The sequence below is a fragment of the Variovorax sp. P4_D9 genome (assembly GCF_056401695.1).
In genome coordinates this window covers 1-2,349 of sequence record NZ_JBFUIU010001118.1, presented here as the reverse complement: position 1 = coordinate 2,349, position 2,349 = coordinate 1, and the positions used below count along the sequence as shown (strand labels likewise).

Annotated in this window: 4 protein-coding genes and 1 pseudogene; all 5 read right to left on the bottom strand. The window is 63.6% G+C overall.

Annotated elements, in window-relative coordinates:
• Positions 1-312: 312 nt before the first annotated feature.
• Positions 313-885, bottom strand: a complete 573-nt coding sequence (locus tag AC1DY5_RS51780) for an RBBP9/YdeN family alpha/beta hydrolase (protein ID WP_478122034.1) — start codon at positions 883-885, stop codon at positions 313-315.
• 19 nt (positions 886-904) lie between these two features.
• On the bottom strand, positions 905-1,192 hold the full coding sequence (locus AC1DY5_RS51775) for a putative sulfate exporter family transporter (protein WP_478122035.1): 288 nt from the start codon (positions 1,190-1,192) through the stop codon (positions 905-907).
• Positions 1,137-1,766: pseudogene (locus AC1DY5_RS51770) on the bottom strand (YeiH family protein); the annotation flags it as partial. The gene AC1DY5_RS51775 and the pseudogene AC1DY5_RS51770, both read right to left, overlap by 56 nt.
• A 23-nt stretch (positions 1,767-1,789) precedes the next feature.
• The gene (locus AC1DY5_RS51765) at positions 1,790-1,912 is read right to left on the bottom strand and encodes a hypothetical protein (RefSeq protein WP_478122033.1); all 123 of its coding nucleotides are present in this window, start codon (positions 1,910-1,912) and stop codon (positions 1,790-1,792) included.
• Positions 1,913-2,018: 106 nt separating this feature from the next.
• The coding region (locus tag AC1DY5_RS51760; RefSeq protein ID WP_478122032.1) for a TauD/TfdA dioxygenase family protein at positions 2,019-2,349 on the bottom strand (331 nt) is incomplete at its 5' end.

Below are 2,349 nucleotides of genomic sequence, written 5' to 3'. Positions count from 1 at the left end.
CGACAATCTGTTCCTCGTCTGCAAGTTCGACCACGCAGGAGGGCTGGCCTGTAGCGCCCCTGCGAGAAATGATTCAAGGTGGCGCAGGAGTACAAGCGCGTGCAATTGCAGCGCTGTGTCTGCTCTTCTTCCGAGCGGAGAGGTCTATGGGGTAAAGAAGCCAGCGGAAGCGATGCCTTCCTGCTGGAGTGGGGAGGGCGCGTCGCGCGCCGTCGTTGGGGCAAGTCGCAGGAAGAGCGGGTTGCGCGCAGGCATGCAGCATGGCCCCCTTCGTGGGGAAGGGGAAGTCATTCCCGTCCCCACCCCGACGATTCACGACTCCAGGGACTGGATGAACTGTTCGGCCATTGGCCATTCGCCAAAGCCTGACGCCGGGTTGATGTGGCCTACCGCCCCCACGTTGACCAGCTTGCTACCCCAGTCGTTCGCCATTTGCGTCACGCGATCGATGGTGGCCAGCGGATCGTTGGTGCTTGCCGCCACGATGCTGCGGAAGGGCAGTGTATTCCGGGATACGGGCAGCCAGCCGTTCGCCTGCAGGGCATCCAGAGTCGGATAGCCCGCAGGAAGCGGCGACTCGAAATCCGGCGGCGCCGCAAGCAAGGCGCCCTGAAGTTTCCTGGTGTGCTTTTGCGCCCAGTGCACCAACATGACGACGCCGGCGCTGTGCGCCACCACGATGACGGGGCCTTCGATGGTCTCGATGATCCGCTGGATTGCCGACACGCGCGCCGTGCAGCTCAGCTTGTCGGCCTCCAGCGGAGGTACTGACACGACCTTGCGCACGGAAGACAGCTTGCGTTGCAAGTGCGTCTGCCAATGGTCTTCCACATGGTCGCGCAGGCCGGGAACGATCAGGATCGTGGCTTGTTGCGGGTTGTTCATCTGTTGGCTTCCTTCCAATTCAAAGTCCGAAACGCAGCATTGCAATGACGAGGGCTGCCAGGAACACCGTTTCACTCACCATCAGCACGATCGGCTTGATGCCCACGTTCGCGAGTTCCCTGAGCTGATTCTTCATGCCGAGCGCGCTGATGGCAACAACCAGGCACCAGCTCGAAATCGTTGGCAAAACCCTGCACCGAGGACGGGATCCATCCGGTGCTGTTGACGGCAGCCAGCACAACGAAACCCACCGCGAACCAGGGAAGCAGCGGCGGGCGCTTCCCGCCTTGTCCGCCGCCCTGGACACGGGTGATCATGGCGGCACACATGATCACCGGCAGCAGCATGGCCACCCACATCAGCTTGACGACCTTGGCGGCATCGCCGGTTTCCGGCGACATGCCGTAACCCGCGCTGACCACTTGCGCCCCGTCTTGGATGGTTCCTCCCAGGAACGTGCCGGCCTGCACCGAATCGAAGCCGAGCAGCCGCACCACCATCGAGTAGACGATCATGGCCAGCGTCGACAGGGCCGACACGCCGATCACCGTGAACAGGGTCGCCCGCTCCTTCTCCGGACGCGACGGCAAGGCCGCCGCAAGGACGAGCGCCGCCGAGGCGCCACAGATCGCACTGGCGCCGCCGGTGAGCAGGCCGAAAAGGGGCTTCATTCCCATTGCGCGCGCGGCCAGCATCGCCACCAGGATCGTGATCACGACCGAGGCCACGACCATCACGACCGGATGCCACCCCAGATGCGCGATCTGCGAGAAGGTGATGCGCATGCCCAGCTGTGCAACGCCGACGCGCAGCACTTCACGCGAGGTGAACTCGATTCCCGCCTCGCAGGGACTTTCCGACGACAGGAAGTTCACGGCCATGCCCACCAGCAACGCGAGGAGCATCACCGGCGCGTGATAGTGGCCGGCCAGGAAAGTGGCCGCAGCCCTACCACGACGCTCATCAAAAGGCCGGGGACCAGCGGGTGCGTGCGCGCGCGCAGCGCGCCCAGAGGGAGAGCAATCATGCGGGAATCCTTGGGACAAGAAAATGCCGTAGCAGACGCCGAGGCGGCGTCGACTGGCTCGATGACTGGATGGCGAAACTCAGGTGGCGCGAGGAGCGCCGCGCATTCAGTACGGCACGTCGCCGATGATCGCCGTGCGCTCCATCTTGCGGTGGCACGGCGGGTAGTCCATCACTGCGTAGTGCTGAGTGGAACGGTTGTCCCAGAACGCAACGCTGTTCTTCTTCCAACGGAAACGGACCTGGTATTCGGGGACGAGGGCCTGGCTGACCAGGTAGTTGAGCAGATGGCTGGCACCTGGTGACTTGTCCAGGCCGAAGCGCACGTTGGCGGGCGTATTGAAGTTGGTGAAGTGCGTCGTGAAGCTGCCATTGACGAACAGCACCTTCTCGCCGGTTTCGGGATGGGAGCGGACCACGGGGTGTTCGGCGTCGGGA

What these genes read in the sequence shown, in the direction of transcription:
- AC1DY5_RS51780 (WP_478122034.1), bottom strand. Translation starts at nt 885, where the DNA reads ATGAACAACCCGCAACAAGCCACGATCCTGATCGTTCCCGGCCTGCGC.
- AC1DY5_RS51765 (WP_478122033.1), bottom strand. Translation starts at nt 1,912, where the DNA reads ATGATTGCTCTCCCTCTGGGCGCGCTGCGCGCGCGCACGCACCCGCTG.